Source organism: Streptomyces sp. NRRL S-646 (genome assembly GCF_000720765.1).
GTDB lineage: Bacteria > Actinomycetota > Actinomycetes > Streptomycetales > Streptomycetaceae > Streptomyces.
The window spans coordinates 216,404-231,252 of sequence record NZ_JODC01000001.1 but is presented as its reverse complement, the minus strand read 5'-3'; the positions used below and the strand labels follow the sequence as shown (position 1 = coordinate 231,252).

Below are 14,849 nucleotides of genomic sequence, written 5' to 3'. Positions count from 1 at the left end.
CAAGTCAACGAGCGTTTGCCAACGAATGTTGGCCAACATTCGTTGACATGATGCTCCGCTCCCCAGTGGAAAGTCAACACGCGTTGGCCTACAGTCGTTGACATGACGCAAGGCACCGAGATCACCAGCACCGACAGACGTTCGGACCGCACCAAGGCCGCGATCCTGCGCGCCGCACGCCAACGATTCGCAGCCCAGGGCTACGAGCGCACCACCATCCGAGCCGTGGCTTCCGACGCCGGCATCGACCCCTCGATGGTCATGCGCTACTTCGGCAACAAGGCCCAGCTCTTCGACGCGACACTCACCATCGACCTGCGACTGCCGGACCTCACGGGCATCCCGGCGGACGAGCTCGCCCACGCCCTGGTGCGGCACTTCCTCGAACGCTGGGAGGGCGACCCGGCCGACGACGCACTGCTGGTCCTGATGCGCTCGGCGGTCACCAACGAACAGGCCGCAGCACGGATGCACGAGATCTTCGCGTCGCAGGTCGCCCCCGCGCTGGCCGCAGCCCTGGGCCCGGAACTCGCCGCACGCCGGGCCGGCCTGGTCTCCGCGCAGCTCCTCGGCCTCGGACTCACCCGCTATCTGCTATGCCTTCCCGCAGTGACCACCCTGACGCCGGACGAGATCGAAGCCGGCCTCGCCCCGGCCATCCTGGCCGCCCTCGACCCCGAGTAGAGCCCCCCTCACCGGCGGAAGGAGATTCCGCGCGCGCTCACCGTCCCTGCAGGTCCCGGCGCCGTGCATCACGAGTCGCAGTTCGCCCCTATGTTCATCGGGCAGCCCCTGTCCGTGCTGGGCGAACACGTGTCGCGCGTGGCTGCGCCTTTCGCCGTGCTCTCCGGTGGGCGGCCCGTTTCCCGTGACACCGCGTCATGCTCGTCTCTGAAGGCGTGCGATGCGTCATTCAGGCGCTCCCGCACTCCTGCCGACCGGCCTCGGCGAAGTATCGCAACTGGCAGCCTCACCCGCCTACTGGGCAGACCGCCGCGTTTCTTCCGCTCCGGCGCCTACTCCGACGACGTCGCGGCCAGGATCGTCACCGCGCTCGGCGAGCGGTTCGTGGACTTCTCGATCAACGGCGACGCGGGCGCCGCCTTCAGCCCCGAGCAGGTCCGGACGACCGTCGGGCCAGCGCCCGTCGGCTCCATCGTCATCTGACACATGAACCACCCCGAGCGTGGCACTGCCCACGGCATCGCAGCCGCCATACCCGCGCTGCAGGCCTGCGGCCACACGTCGTACGACCCTCGGACGCCCTGTACTGATGAACGGTCATTTCAATTCACTTCCGATCAAATGATGAATTTTTGCTGTTCATCCATTGGTCCTTCATATGCTGTGCCACGCATTCCAGCGCCTGCTGGAGCCCAAGAGGGGGAGTGCGTGGAGATCACCATCAGTGTCGGGTCCGGCGTCCACGGCGAGCGGGAGCTGCGTTCGCTCCACGACTGGCTCAGCGCCGACCGGTCCGTGCGGCGTACGGCGCGGCCTGTGCTGGGTTCCTCCGGGCCTCCCGTTCCCGGTGCGCAGGGTGAGGTCCTCGACGTGCTGAACCTGACGCTCGACGTGGGGTTCCAGGCGGCGCAGCTCGCGCTGTCCGTGGCGCAATGGCGCGCCGTCCGTCCGGGCCGGCCGACGGTGACCGTACGACGGCCGGACGGCACCTCGGTGAGCGTGTCGGACGCCTCGGCGGAAGATGCCGCACTGCTGCTCGGGCGGCTGCTGGACGACGAGGGCCGGGAGTAACCGCCTTGAACGTCCCGACGAGCCTGCCCGCAGCGCAGGCCTCGCGTGCGGTGCTCATCGGTGCGAGCTCCTTCCAGGACCCGGACCTGAACGATCTACCCGCCGTTCCCCGGGGTGTGATCGCACTGCGTGAACTGCTCACGGGGCCGCTGTGGAACCTGCCCGAGACGCACTGCACGGAGGTGATCAACCCGCAGACGGTGAAGGAAGCGGGTAACGCGATCGTGGACGCGGCCCAGGCAGCCACGGACACGCTGCTCGTGTACCACGCCGGCCACGGCATGCTGAACAGCAAAGGCATCCTGCACCTGGCCGTCTCCAGCACCAGCTGCGACACACTCCGCGTCCATCTCGATGCCATGCCCTATCCCGAGTGTGTGCGCGAGCCCTTGCAGAAGTGCCGTGCACGGCGCCGGATCGTCATCCTGGACTGCTGCTACAGCGCCCGCGCGATGGAGGCCCAGGCTGCGGACCTGGTGGGACTTGCAGGGATCGACGGGACGTTCATCCTGGCCGCGGCGGGGCCGATGCAGATCACGGTCGCACCGCGGGGCGAGGAGTACACGGCCTTCACGGGGGCGCTGCTGGGACTGCTGAGGGAGGGGGAGGAGAACGCCCCGGAGGTCCTCGATCTGTCCACCACCGCGTGGTACCTGCGCGAGCGGCTGGTCGCGGCTGGCTGGCAGCCGTCCCACTGCCTCGACGAGGATCTCGTCGGCCGTCTGCCCTTCGTTCCGAACGCCTCGTACGTGCCGTACCCTGACGTCGCTGTCGACGACCTGGTCGCGGCCCTGGAGAAGTCCTCACATGACGCCCGGGACGTGGAGGGGATCTGCCGGACGGTGACCGAAGCAGTCGTCACCGGTCTCGGCTACGCGTACGCCCGGATCAGTTTGGCCGGGCACGACGGCCAGTTCGTCACTCGCGCCGCTTTCGGCGACCCCCTGCCAGGCCTCGCCCCGGCCTCGGAAACCTTCCCGGGCGAGGGAGAGAGCGTACTGACGGCGGACGGCAGAGGGGATGGCGGGGCACAGAGGCTGGACCGCCAGCTGCGTGTGCCCCTCCGTCACTCCGACGGTGCACAGGTGGGATTGCTGGAGGCTCATGTCCCATCGCAGCGGGCCGTGCCCGGTGTCCGCCGGCTGAAGGACCTGGAGACGTACGCATCGCGAGCGGCTGTCACCCTCACCCACCTGCTCCTCTTGTCCGAAGCACGGCAGGCCCTTGACCGTTCGCGTGCCGAGGCCACGGAGCTGCGGGCCCAATTGCACGCGGAGCAGGAGCTCCGGGAGGAGAGCGCCGGGCAGCTGCGGGCCACGCGAGACCAGCTCGCGCGGCTCACCACCCGCGTCCAGCAAGTCGAACGACTGTGGAACGAACGGGAGTCGGAGCTGGTCAGACGGCTCGTGGACACTCGCCGCGAGCTGGCCGACCGCGACCGCGAACTGGGCGGGCTGCTGGAGCGGTTCCGGGCCGCATCCGTGCCAGCCCGAACCGGGCACCAGCTCTCCGACGCCGAAGCGGGCACCGCGACGCGGGTCCTCGACGCCGGACCCGGTCCGGGCCCCGCGGTGCGCGGTACCCAGACGCCGCCCCCTCCGCGCCTCGCCCCCGCGGCGACCACCGGCACCGCAACGGGACCGGCCGTGGCGGGCCCGGGCCGAGTCCGGCGGATCCTCCTCGGCACGCTGGCCGGCGCGGTGGTCGTGGGCGTTCTCGTCTTCGGCTTCCTGGAGCTGCCTCTCACCCTCACATACAGGTCAGGAGACAGACCGATCCCGATGACCGCCTGCGCTCCGATAACGCAAGGGGAGGGTGACGGCTGTCAGGTCACCGGACAGAAATGGAAGATCGCGGCAGGCCGGACGGTGAGGACCGTCTTCGACCCAGCAGCCGGCAGGTACGGGTGGGCGCTGCGGGGGGCCCTGTACCTGCAGAGCACGTGCTCGGCCACAGTGCGGTGGTCGGTGACGGCCGGCAACGCGACGGCGGCCAAGGGGACGCTCTCCCGCGCGCACCCGAGCCGCGACCTCACCGAGAAGCTGCGGGCCAACCTCGCTTCCCTGACCGTGACCGCCCGTCGTACGGACTCAGCCGAGTGCGCGGCGCAGTTCACCTGGGACGGCGTCTACCAGAACTCCTGACCGTCGGCCGCCAAGGTCAAGGAACTGCCCCCGTGCAGGTCGGAGTCGTTCCTTCCTGCGCGGGGGCCTGGAGTTACGGCGAGGCAGCCGAGGAGCTTCGACCGCCCACTCGTGGACCGCGGCGCTGGTGCCGCCGACCGAGGAACCAGGACGGCCTGTTCGCCGGACCGGCCCATAGCCTCATCTGACGGTCAAGAAGCCAACGGCGTTGAACCTGTTCGTGCTGTGCTGCTGTACTACCGGTTCCGCGCCTGGTTGCGGGCTCAACCAGGACGAGGACCACCTCACGGCCGGCAAGAATCGGGGATGTCGAGGACCGTCAGGTGCTGCCACAGGCCATCCCAAGCGATGGGTTCCACTCGTCCGGCTTCACCCTGTCGCCCTGCGGCGCGATAGGGCATTCTCATACCCATGCGAACGGGGGACGCACCAGGCGACGACGGCACCAGCAGGCACGGACGCTACCGAGCATGGGCCCTGGTTGCGGGCGCTGTCGCGTCCGTCGGAATGATCTTCGCAAAGTCGACTCACTGGCGCGGCGGAGCGAGCGCGGAACACCTGCTGGGGGTCGCCAGCACTGCCGTGGGCCTAGTCGTCGGTGTGGCGTCGCTGTACATGTCGTGGCTCGGTTACAAGGCCGACCGGCGCGAAAAGGCTGACAGCCTCGGCCTGACGGCGATGACCGACGAACTGGCCTTCGCGGTGCGAACCCAGTGGCAGGCGGAGGCCAGAGTCCGTCGCCTCGAGGAACCGTACGCACTGCCGGTGCCCTGGCGGCCCGCCCGTGACGACGTGGTGGAACCCTGGGACCTTCTCGTGCGCACTTCCACCGGGGCCCCCTCTGATCGGCCCACGCTGCCGCCAGCCTGGGCCGACGGCCCCGAGTGCCTGGCTGGCAGCGACGGCGAGATCGTCCAGGTCTTCACCGCCCGAGTACCGGGCAGACGCCTGCTGATCCTCGGTGAGCCGGGCGCGGGAAAGACGATGATGCTGGTACGCCTCCTGCTGGGCCTGCTCCAGTCGCGCGAGGCGGGCTCGCCGGTCCCGGTCGTCTTCCCCCTGGCCTCCTGGGACCCCGACCGCCAGGAACTCGACACATGGCTGGCCGAACGTCTCGCCACCGACTACCCGGGCCTCGCCGCGCCGGCTCCCGCTCCAGCCGCCGGCGGACCCAGTCGGGTCACGTCGCGTGCCCGCGCTCTACTGGACCAGCGCCTGGTCATCCCCCTGCTCGACGGCTTGGACGAACTGCCCGCGCACACCCGCGCAGTGGCGCTGGACGCCGTGAACCGCACCCTGCCTCCGGGCACGCCCCTCGTCCTGACCAGCCGCACCGCCGAGTACCGGACCGCTGTCGATCCACCCGCCAACGTAGGCGTACCCGTGCGCCTCAACGGGGCAGCCGGCATCGAACTTGATGCGGTGGCCCCTGCGGAGGGCGCCGCCTACCTGCGCCGCGACGCCGGCGGAGAGGGCACCCCGTCCGCTGAGCGGTGGCGGCCCGTCCTCGACCTCCTGCCCACCGACTCCCCCGTCGGCCGGGCGCTGCAGACGCCCCTGACGCTGTTCCTCGCCCGGACGATCTACAATCCGCGCCCCGGCGAACGCCTCACAGCGTTACCCGACCCGGCCGAACTGTGCGACACCACCCGCTTCCCCACCGCCGCAGACGTCCGGGCCCGGCTCTTCGACGCCTTCATCCCCTCTGCCTACCGTCCTCTTCCCGGCCATCAGGTGCGGTGGACGAGCCGCCAGGCCCAGCAGACGCTCACCTTCCTGGCCCGGCACTTGGAGGATGACCTGCACGGCGGAGCTGACTTCGCGTGGTGGCAGCTGCGGCTGGCGGTGCCCGAGGCCGCACGACGGCTGCTATCGGGCGCGGTCCTGGGCGCGGCGATGTTCCTGCTGACGCTCCTGGCCATCTGCCTTGCCATTCTGGGCTTTTTCGCCGGGGGTAGCCTCGGGAACCTGCTGGCGCTGTTCTGCGCCGCGCCTGATATCCCACTCTTCTTCGGGGACTGGGACGGTGGCCTGCTGGGGCCCCCGCTCTGGATGTTGGCCGTGTGTGCCGCCTACCTGCCCGCGGGATGGCTGCTCAGCCAGGTGTTCCGGATGCGAGAACGAAACGCCCCCGCGGTGCGGGGCCATTGGTCCTGGAACAGCCGATCCCTCTTATTAGGACTCGGGGCCGCGGTCCTCGTCGGTACGGTGCTGGACTTCCTCCTCGACCGGGTGGCCGGCGTCGGCTGGGGTGCGGTGGCCGGACTTGTCTGCTGGCTGGTCACGGCATGGAGTGCGGCCCCAGCCGACCTCGCCTCGGTCACAAGTCCACAGGAACTACTCCGGCAGGACCGCAGGACTTGCTGGGGTTTCGTACGCACCGGCGCCCTCCTCGGTCTCCTGGCCGGACTCCTCCTGGGCACCCTGCTGGGGTATCTGGACGGTGACCTACGCGACGATCCCGTCAGCAGGCTGATCGAAAGTACCGTGTTCGGCTGCGGCATCGGCTTCTGGAGCGGACTGGTCCTTGGTGTGGCTGCCGCTCTCCACCGCACCGCCTGGGGCGATTTCGCTCTGAGTCGTCTCTATCTGGCTGCCCGGCGTCAGGGAGTCCTGCCACGCGATCTCATGACGTTCCTCACCGACGCTCACCAGGCGCGGGGCGTCCTGCGGCAGGTCGGCCCCATCTACCAATTCCGCCACATCGACCTGCAACGCCGCCTCGCCCGGCACGCAGAAGCCCCGCCGATACTGGCTCCGGCGACGCGTCCTGAAGATGCGGAGGGACGCCCGCCGACGTAACTGGCGCCCCACCCCAGCATCGCGATCGTGAAGGCAGCACCCCTCTCGAGACCTCCTCGCCCGCTTATCTCTTACAGCCGGGCGGCGGCCGCTGAGGGTGCCGGGATGGGGGTGAGGACGTGCTACCGACGGTGGCTTCGCGAAGCTGGGTGTTCTCTTCGTGCCTGGCTGAGAGCCAGGGCTGGCGCCTGTGGGCAGAAGTCCATCAGGGCGGCGGCCGCCGCGGTCGGCGACTTATGAGTCCGCTGCTCGACTCAACGGCGGGCGTCGCTTCCTCAAAGCTCTTCGGCCCCCGACGACGTCCGGAGGCCCGCTACTGGACCGAACGATGTCTTTGCTACGCCCCCGTCGAAGCTTGACCGCCAGCGGCAGGTGCGTCGGTGCACGACGCGTATGGAGAAGGCCGAGGGATAGCCCGGGTCACTCGTCCGAGACCAAGACCGGGCCATTCGCGGACCACGTTCTCGCCGGCCACCAGCACCGCACCGCACCGTCACCGCAGGTCAGCGTCGGTACTGCTCGTGTACCACCAAGATACGAAGAACCTCCTCGCTCGCGCGCGCCCCGTTCTCAATCATTACTCTCCGCCGACAAATGGCGGACGCAGGGAAGCGATCTCGAAGAATGCTTCGCCCGAACCGTCAGGAGCGCTGACATCCGATGCGGTCAGACAACAATGCCGGGCGACAGGAGGAGACTGGTTACGACGTACTGGTTCAAGATGTCGTCCGTGTCCATTTCAAGATGTCGCCCCTGTCCGTGAACATGATCTGGCTCAGCCTGTACGCGTCCAGCACGGAGTAGCCCAGCCCCGAGCCCTCGGGCACGCCCGGGAGCGTCTGCGCACGTGACCTTCGCTGCCGCAAGGTCGATACTGCCGACAGCAGCGTTCCCGCCGATGCCGCCGACCCCTCACGGAGGCCCGATGCCCCGTCACCAAAGTCAGCATCGATACCGCCGGAGCCGGCTTCCGGCCGCCGTGAACCGCCAAGATCGACTAATGCCCTGACCCGGCCTGACCTGCTGAAACCCAGGTCAACAGCCCACCAGCTAGCCTCACCAGGAGGAACCCATGAAGATGCTGATCAATGTGGCGGAGACCGTGGTCGCGGACGCCCTGCGAGGCATGGCGTCCGCCCATCCCGAGCTGACCGTCGACGTGGAGAACCGGGTGATCGTACGGCGGGATGCCCCGGTCGCCGGAAAGGTCGCCCTGATCTCCGGGGGCGGCTCGGGGCACGAGCCGCTGCACGGCGGGTTCGTTGGTCCCGGCATGCTGTCGGCGGCCTGTCCGGGTGAGGTGTTCACCTCGCCGGTTCCCGATCAGATGGCGCGCGCCGCGGCGGCCGTGGACAGCGGGGCGGGCGTGCTGTTCATCGTGAAGAACTACACCGGCGACGTGCTCAATTTCGACATGGCCGCCGAGCTCGCCGAGGACGAGGGCATCCAGGTGGCCAAGGTGCTGGTCAACGATGACGTGGCGGTCACCGACAGCCTCTACACGGCCGGGCGGCGCGGTGTCGGCGGCACTCTGTTCGTGGAGAAGATCGCGGGCGCGGCGGCGGACGAGGGGCAGTCGCTGGAGCAGGTGGAGGCGATCGGCCGGCAGGTCAACGAGAACTCCCGCAGCTTCGGCGTCGCGCTCAGCGCCTGCACCACACCCGCCAAGGGCAGCCCCACCTTCGATCTGCCCTCGGGAGAGCTGGAGTTGGGCATCGGCATCCACGGCGAGCCCGGCCGGCAGCGGCGGGCAATGATGACCTCGGGTGAGATCGCCGAGTACGCGGTGAACGCGATCCTGGAGGACATGCCCCCGCGCAACCCGGTCCTCGTCCTGGTCAACGGCATGGGTGCGACGCCGCTGCTGGAGCTGTACGGGTTCAACGCCGAGGTGCAGCGGGTGCTCGGCGAGCGCGGCGTCGCCGTCGCCCGGACGCTGGTGGGCAACTACGTCACCTCCCTCGACATGGCCGGTGCCTCGGTCACCCTGTGCCAGATCGACGAGGAGCTGCTGCGGCTGTGGGACGCGCCGGTGAAGACGCCCGGGCTGCGCTGGGGCATGTAGACCGGCGGGCCGAGGTGTCAACGTACCTACCACGCAAGGAGATCCAGTGCTCGACGCCGACTTCTTCCGCCGTTGGATGACGGCGACCGCCGCGTCCGTGGACCGCGAGGCGGAACGGCTCACCGCCCTCGACTCGCCCATCGGGGACGCCGACCACGGCAGCAATCTGCAGCGCGGGTTCCGGGCCGTGGCCGCGACCCTGGAGAAGGAGGCGCCGGACACGCCCGGTGCCGTCCTGATCCAGGCCGGGCGGCAGCTGATCTCGACGGTCGGCGGTGCGTCGGGGCCCCTCTACGGCACGCTGCTGCGCCGTACGGGCAAGGCGCTCGGGGACTCCGGCGAGGTCAGCGAGGCGCAGTTCGCCGAAGCCCTGCGGGCCGGGGTGGAGGCGGTGATGACGCTCGGCGGCGCCGCACCCGGCGACAAGACCATGATCGACGCGCTGGTGCCGGCCGTGGACGCGCTCGACGCCGGCGGGTTCGCCGCGGCCCGCACCGCCGCCGAAGAGGGCGCCCTCGCGACCACCCCGTTGCAGGCCCGCAAGGGCCGGGCCAGCTATCTCGGAGAGCGCAGCATCGGGCACCAGGATCCCGGCGCCACCTCGTCGGCGCTGCTCGTCGCCGCCCTCGCGGAGGCCGACGATGAGTGACGGGAAACAGGTCGGGATCGTGCTGGTGTCGCACAGCGCCGAAGTGGCAGCCTCCGTGGCCGAGTTGGCGAAGGGGCTGGCGGGCGGCGGGGTCTCGGTGCCGGTCGCCCCGGCGGGCGGCACCGAGGGAGGCGAGCTCGGCACGAGCGCGGAGCTGATCGCCGCTGCGGCCGCGTCCGTGGACCGGGGCGCGGGGGTCGCCGTCCTCACCGACCTCGGTAGTGCCGTGCTCACGGTGAAGGCGCTGCTCGCCGAGGGCGACGAACTCCCCGACCAGACACGGCTGGTGGACGCCCCGTTCGTGGAGGGGGCGGTGGCCGCGGTGGTCACGGCGGCCACGGGCGCGGACCTCGCGGCGGTGGAGGCGGCCGCCGCGGAGGCGTACACCTACCGGAAGGTCTGAAGCCACCGAAAGGTCCGAGGAGACCTCTCACCCGAGTCCCTCCGCGGCGACGGCGAGGGCCGAGCGCATGGTTGCCGTCAGCTCGGCCTCCGCCGTCACGTGGTCGGGCTCCGCGTCTGCGGTGCGCCAGGCGTAGTGCTCGACGGCCGCGCGCAGGGCCGCGTTGAACATCGCCGCCTGGATCGTGGGCCTCAGGTCGTCCGCAGGCAGTCCGGCGCGCTCGGCGAGGGCGCGGGCGAACGCCGGTTCGGCCTCGTCGTAGGTCTGGAGCCAGACGGCGCGCAGGTCCGGCTCGGTGCGGGTCAGCTGTACCAGCGCGCCAACGGTTGCCCGGTCGGGCCCGGCGACGACGGCCAGGTCCGCGGTCAGCTCCGGCGCGAAGATGTCCTCGAGGGGCTGTCCGTGCGCCCAGTCCCGCAGCCGGGCGGCGATCATGTCGATGCCGGCCGTGAACAGCGGCCGTACGCAGGCCTCTTTGCTGGGGAAGTAGCGCCACACGGTGCGCGCGGAGACGCCGACGGCCTGCCCGATCTGCTCGCCGGTGGTCGCCGTGACGCCCTGGGTGACGAACAGGTCCACCGCGGCCCGGGCGATCTCCAGCCGGATCTCGGCCTTGCGCTCCTCGGTCAGGGGCGGTCGTCCTGTGCGTCCGCGGGCTGCGGTCATGTGTCCCTCCGGCTTTGGTGATCACTCTCCCGGAATTCTCCCGCACCTCTTTATGTCACTCGCAGACATTAAGTCGTAGGGTGTGCGCACACCGGGCTCGCGGGCATCTGTGCGGGTCCTCGTACGCATGGACAGGAGCACCTCATGGCCAGTGGACTCGACGGGCGCAGCGTCATCGTCACCGGAGCGGGCTCGGGCATCGGGCGGGCTGCCGCTCTGGCCTTCGCGGCACAGGGCGCGTGGGTCGTTGTGGCAGACCTCAACGCCGAGGGCGCGGACGCGGTCGTCAAGGAGATCGAGCAGGCGGGCGGCGCCGCGGTCGCCGTGGTGGGCGACCTGAGCGATCAGGCCGTGGTCGACCAGGTGGTCCGGACGGCCGTGGAGAGCTTCGGCGGCGTGGACGTCCTGGTGAACAACGCCGGGATCATGGACCGGATGTCGGCGCTCGCGGACGTCGGCGACGCCGAGTGGGAGAAGGTCATACGGGTCAATCTCACCGCCCCGTTCCTGCTCACACGGGCGGTGCTGCCGCACATGCTTCAGGCGGGCAGGGGCGCGATCGTGAACACCGCCTCCGAGGCCGGCATCCGGGGCAGCGCGGCGGGCGCGGCGTACACGGCCTCGAAGCACGGAGTGGTGGGCCTGACCAAGTCCCTCGCGGTGATGTACCGCAACCAGGGCATCCGCAGCAACGCCGTCGCCCCGGGCGGCACCGCCACGGGGATGATCCCCGACATCGACGGGAGCGCCCACGGCCCGGCGGCTCTCGGCCCGTACATGGGCAATGTCGGACGCGTGTCCCAGCCGGAGGAGCAGGCCGCCGCGATCGTGTTCCTCGCCTCGGACGCGGCGAGCAACGTCAACGGCGTGATCCTGCCGGTCGACAACGGGTGGGCGGCCGTCTGACGACGCCCCGGCGTCTATCCGCCATGCACGAACTGCTGTGCCAGGCGCCGACCCACGGCGACGGCGGCGGCATGGCTCTCGATCGGTTTGACCTGCGAGTACTTGAAGACGATATAGGTGACGCCCGAGGGCGCTCCGCCGTTCGGGCCCGGGCGGATGCCGAGGCCCTTGGCGGTGGCGTAGGACGCCTCCCCGATGATGCTGTCCGGGCCGATGTCGCCCACGACCGCGTACTGCACACGGCCCCGGTAGACGACGGCGGCGACCGATCCGCCGCGGACGCCGTCGTCGTCGTGGTCCCAGGTGCGGCTCGGGGCGGGCACGACGATGTACGGGAGGCGTTCGGCGCTCAGGTAGCGCCCGTCGGACTGCTGATAGGCGGTGGCCTCGGAGAACGACGGATCGGTGCGGCGGTTGCAGCGCGGGCCGGGCTGTCCGTCGCAGTCGATGTCCATGTCGGCCTTCCAGAAGACGGCGCGCCGGGTGCCGCACACCGCAATCGTGGCCGGTCTGCCTGCGTCGCTGCGGAAGCGGCCGCGGGAGATCTGGGTGCAGTCACGCACCTTGGCCAGCAGTTCGGCGGCACGGACGTCGCCCTCGCGCCAGGCCACCGGCTCCGCCCGGCCGCGGGTCGCGGCGTCGGACAGCATCGGCGGGGCGAGTAAAGCGGCACCGGCCACGGCCAGGGTCAGCGACTGGACACGCACCATGAAAAGCCCTTTCCCGAAGGGGCACTGACGGGCATTCAGCCCGGTCGGGCGCCGTAGCGATCATGGGGCCACCGTAGGCGGACCGGGCGGCGCACAGCCCCAGGCGGGTCACGGCGTGGCGTGTCTTCGGACGTCATGCAGGGTGCCGGGCGCCTGAGCCCGTGTCGGCTCCGGCGGCCCGGCCACCCGCGTCCGGCGCGGGAACAGCGACGACAGCGGCCCGCGCCACCGGCATGAACTCGCCATCCCTCAGGGAGAGTTCGGCCGTGAGGAGCTTCAGCATACGTAACTCCGCCGGGCGGTCTGCAACGCCGTCCCTCATGCTGTCGGCCCGCAACCAACCCCTTGATGCGATCACGCCAGCCGCGCAATATTGGTCCGGACCATTACCGCCGTGTCGTCCGGGGAGGCGGAGCAGTGCGTCACGACACCGTGCTCGTGTACCGATCCCTCGCGCTCTGTGCCGCACTGGCCCTGGCCGCTTCCTGCGGCGGGAGCGGCGCCGGGGAGGACGACGGCGGGCTGCCGGCGGCCCCCACGGGAGTGACCGCGGTGGCGGGCAGTTCGACCAGCGTCCACGTGATGTGGAACGCGGTGTCCGCGAACCCCCGCGTCAGCGTCTACGAGGTGTATCGCGGCACCACCAAGGTCGAGCAGGTGCCCGGCTCCCGGCACATGGTGGACGTCACCAGGCTCAGGCCGTCCACCACGTACGTCTTCACCGTGCGGGCCCGGAACACCGAGGGCCGGCTCGGACCGCCCGGCCGCCGGGTCCGGGCGGAGACTCCGGCGGCCGTTGCGGCGGACGACACGGCACCGACGCGGCCGGGAGAGGTGCGCGGCCGGGCGGTCGGCAGCAGGGCCGTCGAGCTGTCCTGGTCCGCGTCGCGGGACGACCGGGCCGTGGTGTCGTACGACGTCTACCAGGGCGCCGCCAAGATCCACAGTGTGGGCGGAGCACAGACGGCGACCGTGGTCACCGGGCTGCGGCCGGGCACCCGCTACGCCTTCACCGTCCGCGCCCGCGACGCGGCCGACAACCTCTCGCCTCACGGCAGCACCGTCCGCCTCACCACGCCGGGCTCCGACGACGGACGCAGCACGGCGCCCACCGCCTTCCGGGCGACGAGCCACCGCGCCGGCGGGGCCTACTACCTCGACCTGCGCTGGATCCCGCCGCGCACCGACGGCGTGGTCACGGAGTACCGGATCCGCCTCGACGGCAGGGCGGCCACCTCCCTGGTCTACGGCGGAGACGCGCCGCGCGACCGGGCGTCGTACTCCTTCTACGTCGGCCGGGATGCCGGCGTGCGCCACCGCGTGCGGATCCGGGCCAGACTGCCCGACGGCACCTGGGGCGGCTTCTCGGTCGAGCGGACGGTGACCACCGGGGCGGCCGGCGGCTGACGGCAGTGACAGGCCTGCGGCATGGGCCGGAAGGAGGAATCCGTCACCTGCCCGGAGGCGGTCCGCATGCGGGGAGCGCCGCGGGGACGTTGGCTGCCCCTGAGGCAGCACGGGCCTTTCCCGACTTCGGCGGCGCAAGGGATGTACCGCCAACCGTGCCGTCGGAGGGCAGTCCAATGCGCAACTCTCAGCCATTCGTTCGCTCCGCCCTGACCGCGGCAGCCGTCGCCGCGCTCCCGCTCGCCCTGGCCGCCGTGCCGGCCGCGGCGCAGGGGACGGGGATCTCCGTGAGCACCAGCGGGTCCACCGTTTCGGTGACCACGAGCGTGTGCTTCCCGCGCGGCAGCAACGGGACGTTCGGCACCGCCACGTTGCTCAGCAGCAGCCAGCCGGCCCGTCAGATGCCGCTGTCGGGCACCAGCGCCCTGCAGTCGGCGGCCTGGTCGAACGTGAGCCCCGGCACGTACACCGTGACGGTGATGTGCGCGAACGGCACCAATGCGGGCACCCAGAGCGTCGTCGTCTCCTCCGCCTCCACCCCCACCGCGACGCCCGCCGCCACCATCTCGGCCACCACCAGGCCCTCGCCCTCGCTCGGCGTCATGGGCGGTGTCGGCGGCGCCGTCCAGGACTACGGCCCGCTGACGGTCGGGGTGGGCGCCGCCCTGGTGGGCACGGGTGTCATCGCGACGGGCTGGTACCTGCGCCGGCGTGCGCGGCCGAACCGGCTCTGAGCGCTGCCGGGCCCACGAGCCGTGGGGCTCACACCGCTTCGGAACCGGGCAGTTCGGCGAACTCCTCCAGGGCGTGCGTGAGCCACTGCGTCCAGAAGGTCTCCAGGTCGATGCCGGCTCGCAGCACCAGGTGCCGCAGCCGGTCCTGGGGAGCGTCCCTGCCGGGCGGGAAGTCGCGCTGCTCGATCTCCTGGTACTCGGCCAACTGCAGCCGGTGCAGGTCGAGATGGCGGCGCAGGTCGGCCTCGAGGCCGGCAGTACCCACCACGGCCGCCGCACGCAGCCGCAGCAGCATCACATCGCGGTGCGGCTTGGGGTCCTGGGACGCGGCGGTCCAGCGGGCCAGTTCGGCGCGGCCCGCGGGCAGGACCTCGTAGCTCTTCTTCTGCCCGCGGGCCGGCTGCTCGGACGGCAGGGCCCGGATCTGGCCGTCGGCCTCCAGTCTCCCCAGCTCGCGATAGATCTGCTGATGCGTCGCCGACCAGAAGTAGCCGATCGACTTGTCGAACCGGCGGGTCAGCTCCAGCCCCGAGGACGGCTTTTCGAGCAGGGCGGTGAGGATCGCATGCGGGAGTGACATGGGGTCATCCTAGGGACGGCCGCAGGGC

General features: G+C 70.8%; 15 protein-coding genes. 11 read left to right on the top strand and 4 right to left on the bottom strand.

Translation table 11 applies throughout. The features are described 5' to 3' along the window. The first annotated feature begins 102 nt into the window (after positions 1 to 102). The 8 genes from IH68_RS0101090 to IH68_RS0101050 all read left to right on the top strand — a co-directional run bounded on the left by IH68_RS0101090 (position 103) and on the right by IH68_RS0101050 (position 9,818). Positions 103 to 684: a TetR family transcriptional regulator gene (locus IH68_RS0101090; RefSeq protein ID WP_030926965.1), complete on the top strand. Its 582-nt coding sequence runs from the start codon at positions 103 to 105 to the stop codon at positions 682 to 684. Between the two features lie 63 nt (positions 685 to 747). Continuing rightward, positions 748 to 1,167, top strand: a complete 420-nt coding sequence (locus IH68_RS56945) for a hypothetical protein (protein ID WP_199931824.1) — start codon at positions 748 to 750, stop codon at positions 1,165 to 1,167. 225 nt (positions 1,168 to 1,392) lie between these two features. After that, entirely contained in the window at positions 1,393 to 1,755 is a 363-nt protein-coding gene (locus tag IH68_RS0101080) for an effector-associated constant component EACC1 (RefSeq protein ID WP_051833041.1), read from the top strand. A 5-nt stretch (positions 1,756 to 1,760) separates the two neighbouring features. Beyond that, positions 1,761 to 3,899 (top strand): caspase, EACC1-associated type, encoded by a 2,139-nt coding sequence (locus IH68_RS51605; RefSeq protein WP_051833039.1) that lies wholly within the window; start codon positions 1,761 to 1,763, stop codon positions 3,897 to 3,899. A 507-nt stretch (positions 3,900 to 4,406) separates the two neighbouring features. Next, positions 4,407 to 6,701 carry an NACHT domain-containing protein gene (locus tag IH68_RS0101070; RefSeq protein WP_051833036.1) on the top strand — a complete coding sequence of 765 codons (2,295 nt, stop codon included), beginning with the start codon at positions 4,407 to 4,409 and terminating at the stop codon, positions 6,699 to 6,701. 1,072 nt (positions 6,702 to 7,773) lie between these two features. Beyond that, positions 7,774 to 8,766: a dihydroxyacetone kinase subunit DhaK gene (dhaK, locus tag IH68_RS0101060; protein WP_030926950.1), complete on the top strand. Its 993-nt coding sequence runs from the start codon at positions 7,774 to 7,776 to the stop codon at positions 8,764 to 8,766. A gap of 46 nt (positions 8,767 to 8,812) precedes the next feature. Further along, positions 8,813 to 9,415 carry a dihydroxyacetone kinase subunit DhaL gene (gene dhaL / locus IH68_RS0101055; RefSeq protein WP_030926948.1) on the top strand — a complete coding sequence of 201 codons (603 nt, stop codon included), beginning with the start codon at positions 8,813 to 8,815 and terminating at the stop codon, positions 9,413 to 9,415. Continuing rightward, the gene (locus IH68_RS0101050; RefSeq protein WP_030926946.1) at positions 9,408 to 9,818 is read left to right on the top strand and encodes a PTS-dependent dihydroxyacetone kinase phosphotransferase subunit DhaM; all 411 of its coding nucleotides are present in this window, start codon (positions 9,408 to 9,410) and stop codon (positions 9,816 to 9,818) included. The genes dhaL and IH68_RS0101050 overlap by 8 nt, the downstream gene beginning before the upstream one ends. Before the next feature lie 27 nt (positions 9,819 to 9,845). Here the strand turns inward: IH68_RS0101050 and IH68_RS0101045 are convergent, their stop codons facing one another. Further along, a complete protein-coding gene (locus IH68_RS0101045; protein WP_030926944.1) occupies positions 9,846 to 10,484 on the bottom strand; it encodes a TetR/AcrR family transcriptional regulator in 639 nt (212 codons plus the stop codon). A 144-nt stretch (positions 10,485 to 10,628) separates the two neighbouring features. On the opposite strand from IH68_RS0101045, the gene IH68_RS0101040 reads away from it, so the two are divergent. Then, positions 10,629 to 11,390 (top strand): SDR family NAD(P)-dependent oxidoreductase, encoded by a 762-nt coding sequence (locus tag IH68_RS0101040; protein WP_030926942.1) that lies wholly within the window; start codon positions 10,629 to 10,631, stop codon positions 11,388 to 11,390. 14 nt (positions 11,391 to 11,404) lie between these two features. Here the strand turns inward: IH68_RS0101040 and IH68_RS0101035 are convergent, their stop codons facing one another. Together IH68_RS0101035 and IH68_RS56190 are read right to left on the bottom strand one after the other, a co-directional pair. Next, positions 11,405 to 12,097, bottom strand: coding sequence for a glycoside hydrolase family 75 protein (locus IH68_RS0101035; RefSeq protein WP_030926940.1), 693 nt, complete (start codon positions 12,095 to 12,097; stop codon positions 11,405 to 11,407). Between the two features lie 136 nt (positions 12,098 to 12,233). Then, positions 12,234 to 12,383 (bottom strand): hypothetical protein, encoded by a 150-nt coding sequence (locus IH68_RS56190; protein WP_159403626.1) that lies wholly within the window; start codon positions 12,381 to 12,383, stop codon positions 12,234 to 12,236. Between the two features lie 134 nt (positions 12,384 to 12,517). Here IH68_RS56190 and IH68_RS0101025 point away from each other — a divergent pair, with 134 nt between their 5' ends. After that, complete coding sequence (locus IH68_RS0101025) at positions 12,518 to 13,507, top strand: fibronectin type III domain-containing protein (protein WP_051833034.1); 990 nt, start codon at positions 12,518 to 12,520, stop codon at positions 13,505 to 13,507. 176 nt (positions 13,508 to 13,683) lie between these two features. Next, positions 13,684 to 14,241 carry a hypothetical protein gene (locus IH68_RS0101020; RefSeq protein ID WP_030926936.1) on the top strand — a complete coding sequence of 186 codons (558 nt, stop codon included), beginning with the start codon at positions 13,684 to 13,686 and terminating at the stop codon, positions 14,239 to 14,241. A gap of 28 nt (positions 14,242 to 14,269) precedes the next feature. On the opposite strand, the gene IH68_RS0101015 is transcribed toward IH68_RS0101020, so the two are convergent. Beyond that, positions 14,270 to 14,821, bottom strand: a complete 552-nt coding sequence (locus IH68_RS0101015; RefSeq protein WP_030926934.1) for a PadR family transcriptional regulator — start codon at positions 14,819 to 14,821, stop codon at positions 14,270 to 14,272. Positions 14,822 to 14,849: the final 28 nt, after the last annotated feature.

What these genes read in the sequence shown, in the direction of transcription:
- IH68_RS0101090 (WP_030926965.1), top strand. Translation starts at nt 103, where the DNA reads ATGACGCAAGGCACCGAGATCACCAGCACCGACAGACGTTCGGACCGC.
- IH68_RS0101045 (WP_030926944.1), bottom strand. Translation starts at nt 10,484, where the DNA reads ATGACCGCAGCCCGCGGACGCACAGGACGACCGCCCCTGACCGAGGAG.
- IH68_RS56190 (WP_159403626.1), bottom strand. Translation starts at nt 12,383, where the DNA reads ATGCTGAAGCTCCTCACGGCCGAACTCTCCCTGAGGGATGGCGAGTTC.
- IH68_RS0101040 (WP_030926942.1), top strand. Translation starts at nt 10,629, where the DNA reads ATGGCCAGTGGACTCGACGGGCGCAGCGTCATCGTCACCGGAGCGGGC.
- IH68_RS0101070 (WP_051833036.1), top strand. Translation starts at nt 4,407, where the DNA reads ATGATCTTCGCAAAGTCGACTCACTGGCGCGGCGGAGCGAGCGCGGAA.
- IH68_RS0101015 (WP_030926934.1), bottom strand. Translation starts at nt 14,821, where the DNA reads ATGTCACTCCCGCATGCGATCCTCACCGCCCTGCTCGAAAAGCCGTCC.
- IH68_RS0101020 (WP_030926936.1), top strand. Translation starts at nt 13,684, where the DNA reads ATGCGCAACTCTCAGCCATTCGTTCGCTCCGCCCTGACCGCGGCAGCC.
- IH68_RS0101050 (WP_030926946.1), top strand. Translation starts at nt 9,408, where the DNA reads ATGAGTGACGGGAAACAGGTCGGGATCGTGCTGGTGTCGCACAGCGCC.
- dhaK (WP_030926950.1), top strand. Translation starts at nt 7,774, where the DNA reads ATGAAGATGCTGATCAATGTGGCGGAGACCGTGGTCGCGGACGCCCTG.